This window comes from uncultured Brachyspira sp. (assembly GCF_949287625.1).
Classification (GTDB): Bacteria; Spirochaetota; Brachyspiria; order Brachyspirales; family Brachyspiraceae; genus Brachyspira.
Window position 1 is genome coordinate 1 of the sequence record NZ_CASEGO010000143.1, and the last position, 5,473, is coordinate 5,473.

Annotated in this window: 4 protein-coding genes and 1 pseudogene; 2 read left to right on the plus strand and 3 right to left on the minus strand. The window is 26.0% G+C overall.

Annotated features, from left to right (window positions below; genetic code table 11):
* Positions 1–194 precede the first annotated feature (194 nt).
* Complete coding sequence (gene gatB, locus Q1X91_RS14590; protein ID WP_300759161.1) at positions 195–1,646, plus strand: Asp-tRNA(Asn)/Glu-tRNA(Gln) amidotransferase subunit GatB; 1,452 nt, start codon at positions 195–197, stop codon at positions 1,644–1,646.
* A 98-nt stretch (positions 1,647–1,744) separates the two neighbouring features.
* On the opposite strand, the gene Q1X91_RS14595 is transcribed toward gatB, so the two are convergent.
* From Q1X91_RS14595 to Q1X91_RS14605, 3 genes are all read right to left on the minus strand, one after another.
* Positions 1,745–3,124, minus strand: coding sequence for a phage terminase large subunit (locus Q1X91_RS14595; RefSeq protein WP_300759163.1), 1,380 nt, complete (start codon positions 3,122–3,124; stop codon positions 1,745–1,747).
* Positions 3,125–3,261: 137 nt separating this feature from the next.
* Complete coding sequence (locus tag Q1X91_RS14600) at positions 3,262–3,579, minus strand: hypothetical protein (protein ID WP_300759165.1); 318 nt, start codon at positions 3,577–3,579, stop codon at positions 3,262–3,264.
* The gene (locus Q1X91_RS14605) at positions 3,566–4,087 is read right to left on the minus strand and encodes a Panacea domain-containing protein (RefSeq protein ID WP_300759166.1); all 522 of its coding nucleotides are present in this window, start codon (positions 4,085–4,087) and stop codon (positions 3,566–3,568) included. Before Q1X91_RS14605 ends, Q1X91_RS14600 begins: the two co-directional genes overlap by 14 nt.
* Before the next feature lie 420 nt (positions 4,088–4,507).
* Between Q1X91_RS14605 and Q1X91_RS14610 the strand changes: the two are divergent.
* Positions 4,508–5,473 (plus strand): annotated as a pseudogene (locus Q1X91_RS14610) (hypothetical protein); the annotation flags it as partial.

Sequence of the window (5,473 nt, forward strand, 5' to 3'; positions counted from 1 at the left end):
CATAGGTATTCCTTTTTGTTTGTTGTGATAATTTAAATTATAAGGAATACCTCCTTTTTTTAAACTAAAACTGTGCAATATCTATGGCTCTTAAACAATTTTTTAGTTTTTGCTGTACTTGAAAAAAAATAGAAATTCATATAAAATAAACATAATATTTTTAAAAATTACTTTAATAATTAGGATTAATTAATATGGAATATGAAGCAGTCATAGGATTAGAAGTGCATGTTCAGCTTAATACTAAAACTAAAGCATTTTGTTCATGCCCAAATACTTTCGGTGCTCCTGCAAACACTCTTACTTGTCCAAGATGTCAGGCTCACCCTGGTACTTTGCCTATAGTTAATAAAGAAATGGTACATAAAACTATTAAAGCAGGACTTGCTACTAACTGTACTATTCAAAAGAAAAGCAGATTCGCTAGAAAACATTATTTCTACCCAGATTTGCCTTCCTACTATCAGATTACTCAAATGGACGAACCAATCTGTACAGAAGGTCATCTTGATATAACAGTTCTTAATGATGATGGATCTTCTTACAATAAAAGCATAAGAATAAACAGAATACACATGGAAGAAGATGCTGGAAAACTTGTACATGATGATACTGGAAGACCTTTAAGCTATGTAGACTTAAACCGTGCAGGCTGCTGTTTGATAGAATGTGTAAGTGAGCCGGATATTTCTACAGGTGAAGAAGCATATCAGTATTTAACAGAGCTTAAAAAAATATTTAAGTATATTGATGTTTCTGACTGTAATATGGAAGAAGGTTCTTTAAGATGCGATGCTAACGTTTCTATACGCCCTAAAGGAAGTAAAGAACTTGGAGTTAAAACTGAAGTAAAAAACATGAACAGTTTTAGAAATGTGAGACTTGCAATTGACTATGAAATAAAACGTCAGATAAAAGCTCTAAACAATGGAGAGAAAATCTTACAAGAAACAAGACTTTATGATGCTAAAGAAAACAATACTAAAGGTATGCGTTCAAAAGAAGGTGCTGCCGATTATAGATATTTCCCAGACCCAGATATACCTCTTTTAGTACTTCAAGATGAAGAGATTGAAAATGCTAAAAAAGAACTTCCAGAACTTCCGCAGCAAAAACGTGAGAGACTTAAAAAAGATTATGATTTGCCAGATCAGGATATAGTAGTACTTACAGAAGATGCTGCTTTAGCTGACTATTATGAAGCAGCTGTTAAAGCATATCCTAAACAGCCTAAAAAAATAAGCAACTGGATAATGGTAGAAGTTAATGCGTACTTAAATAAAAAACTTCAAACTATAAAAGATTTCAAACCAAAACCAGAACATATTGCTGAAATATTCAAACTTATAGATGAAGGCGTTATAAGCGGTAAAATAGCTAAAGAGATTTTTGAAGATATGTGCGAAACTGGAGAAGCTCCTTCTGTTATAGTAGATAAAAAAGGAATTAAACAAGTAAGTGATACTGGAGAACTTGAAGCTATAATAAGAAAAGTTTTAGAAGAAAATCCTAAATCAGTAGCAGACTTCAAGGCAGGTAAAGAAAAATCATTCGGTTTCTTGGTAGGACAAACTATGAAAGCTACTAAAGGACAGGGTAACCCTAAACTTGTTAATGAAGTATTAAGAAAAGTTTTAAGTGAATAATTTTTTATATTTTTATATATAATTAATATAACCCTAACGGATTTTGCTGTTAGGGTTTTTATTTATATTTTTTTATATAAATAAAATTATAAAAATTTTTATTCGCCGAAAATAGAATTTATAATATTTATTTTATTCTCGCTTTCATCTTCAGAAACTAATTCTTCAATACCAAAAAATATTAAACTTGACAAAGCATCTGGAAAATCTAAGTAGCTGAATATATCACCTTTAATATTATTTTGAGAAAGTGAATCATCAAAATTTAAAAGCTGCCTTAAAGCAATATATCCTCTTCCTTCATTTGTACTAAGCCATTTATCAGTATCTGAACTATCTGGAACTTCCTGCCAGCTTTTAGGAAAATAAACTTTATCATATATCAAATAACTAGCATTAACTATTCTCTCTATTTTATTTTTATGCACATAAAAGGGTGTTACTTCAAAATGTTTCTCTAATCTTTTAACTAATTCTTTTTGAGCAAAATTACTTTCACATAATACTTTTTTTATTTTTTTACTTATTAAAAAATTAATTATACTCTCATCTGTAGTAGAGTTTTCATTATTACGCATAAGTCCAGAATCTATCAAATATATACTCTCCCCTATTTGTGTATAAATGATAACAGAAGTAAAACAATTATATTCTCCAAATGCAGGATCTATTACAGCTTTATGTTCAGATGAATTAATTTCTTCTATAGTATTATTAATATTATTCTTATCATCATAAAACTTTAATTTTGAATATAAAAAAACTTTTCCTTGTTTATTTTTTATTTTGCCAAGCCAAATATGATCATACATTTTAGGAAGAAGTTTTAAAGTAGAAAGTCTTGATTTATTTAATATATCGCTGAAATAATAATTGCCGTCATAATTGATAAATGTTATTAAAATGTTATTATCTTCATATTCTTTATAATTGTATTTTTTATTATTTTTATCAGTGTAAAATAAGCTCTCTAAATTAAATTTACTTGTCATTTTATAAATAAAGTCGGTTTCAAATCTGGGATTAAATGCTATCCATATTTCACTTTTAAAAGCACGTATGGAAGGCTCTAATATCTCATAGCTTCTTTGTGTGAGAGTCTGCCCTTCTTCTATAAAGCATATTCTCACATTATAAATAGATTTTATCTCTTCAATAGAACATTCTCTTATACCTAAAAATATAAATTTACTGTTAGTTATTTTATTAGTAATCTCATTTCTTTTTATATTAAAAAAACTTTCAAGTTTTAATTCTTTAATAATACTCACAAGAAGAGGATAAGTAGAATATGCTATTGACTTTTGAATCTCTCTTGAACAAAGTATAACACCTTTAATCTCAAAACTTTTAGCTATAAGTATCCTAGCAATAGATTCGCTTTTACCTCCTCCCCTGCCTCCGAATGCTATTTTTAAACGCTTATCAGTATTAACCCATTTCTCAAACGGTTTTAATATATTAAACTTTATTTCCATAGTGTCTTTATTACCCATTATAAAAATATTATATATCCTAATAAATATTAAAAATTATTAGTGATTATTAATAAAATTGGGCAACAGCATAACCATTAAATGTAAATAAAATTTTTAAATACTTATATTTTATAACTTCATTTTTTTAATTTTATTATTTTATTCGTTTTTTTATCAGTTATAGAATCAGATACTATATACTTGATTTCTTCAAATGTATTTTCGGTTAATTGTCTAACACCTTTCTCAAGTGCTAAACATAATGATATTTCTTTACTTAAACTTCCTACTTTTAATATGTATAATTTAAGCTGTTCATTAAAATAATCTTCTTCATCTCTTTGCAGTCTCCAATAAGCAGCATCATAAAGTATTGATAAATCTTTGTATACTTTTTTATATTTTTCTATAAAGTTAAAAACTTTTTCATTAACTTCTATACTATAATGCTTCACTTAATGCCTCTATATCATCAATATTAATTTCTTCTGCTTGAGCGGCATGTATTGCATAAATAGGAATTTCTTCTCCCATATCAGCTAATTCCCATATTTTATTATGCGATATATTACTTATTTCCCTTGCTGTATAATTATCACATATTAATTTTAAATAATGTTCTAATATAGAAACTTCTTCAGCAGTCATAATATCTAAATCAATATCATCTGTTAGACTAAAATAAAGTGTAGTATTATCAAGTCTATTTTTTGATGGTTTTCTTATTGAAATTTTTTTCTTCTCTTCCAAGTTTGATAAAATAGTTAATATTTTTTTAGGAACAGGTCCAAACTGTCTTTTTATATATTTATCATTAGTAATAGTTTTATTTTTTCTTATAAACATTTCTATATCAGAAAAAAACAATATCTTGTTTAATTTAATACTTCCCAATTTTCTAATATCATCACAACTATTTATTATGTAATGAACTATTGTTTCATATTTTTTATTATTATTCATAATATAAACCCCTATTAGTTAAATTTATATTTATTAATAATACTTATAAGTAAATATAATATTAAAGTATAGTATATATACTTAAATTTTCAAGTTCAATAACTACTATAAGTAAAAAATTATTAAAAAACAGCATATAACCGCACGTTTAGAGTATTTTTATTTGTTAATAAAGTTTTAATTTATAAGTGAACTATTATATTTTTATACTGCTCTACGTGCGGAATGTGAAATTTTTGAAAAAGTCAATTAATAAAAACTATATATTAATTCAAGATAAATAATTACATAAAAAGTATATTTTTTAAAAAAATTACAAAAATTAATAACATCTTTCGGAAGACATAGCAAATTATTTTTGATAATTCTGTTATAATAAAGCAAGTATCTATATGCAAGAATAACTAAGGATAATATTATATGAAAAAAGAAAGCATTAATACAGCCGACAGAAAATATAATATAAAATATTATAGTAATTCAGATAAAAATTCAAGATACAATTACGTACTTCCTTCGCTTAGAACATTAATATCAGAAGACCGAGAATGCTTTATAGTTTCTAAAATATCAGGGGATAAACCTTACAGCGTAGAGAAAGCAGTTATTACAGAAGATAAAGGCATATTTATATACGAATTTAATGATTTTCAGGCAATAAAGGAAGATATAAAAGGCATAATGACTAATTATAAAGATAAAATACTCTTCTTTGAAATAGGAGTGTTTGCCGATTTATACAGCTATTTAAGAAGTCATTTTGAGCTTGATATAATAAACTATCTTTCAGATGAAGGAAAAATAGATATTTCCAATATTGAAGATAATGTATTTGATAAACTTCCTATCAAGAAAGATAAACTCATAAAAAGAATGCAGAACTATTATGATGATAATAAAAACTGCATACTTCCTTCTTATAAAGTTCAGGATAGTATAGTCAAAGAAGCTAAGAAATCTTCTAACAAAGTGCTTTACTGTGCATATCATCTTCCAGTGCTTGAGAAAATATATTATTTTGAAAATTGTAAATTAAATTTAAAAGATATAGCGGATATTTTCTTCAGCGATGATAATAATGAAAATATCGATAAATCTTTATTAAAAAAGATTCTTTCTAATAAAATAAAGTTAATAGAAGAAAGTGTTAAGCATTTGAATTATACTGAATTAGCAAGAAGAATAGATAATTTTAAATATATTGAAGAGATTTCCTTATCTAAAATAATAGAACATATATTCTGCTTATATTATGTCTTTCAGCATGACAGCGTATTAAGAGATGGTTATACTGGAACGATTTCATTTTGTCAACTGATGTACATTATATGGAATTATCAACTTTTTTGCCGCACAAAAAAGTTGCAAAAAATGCAATTACTAGAA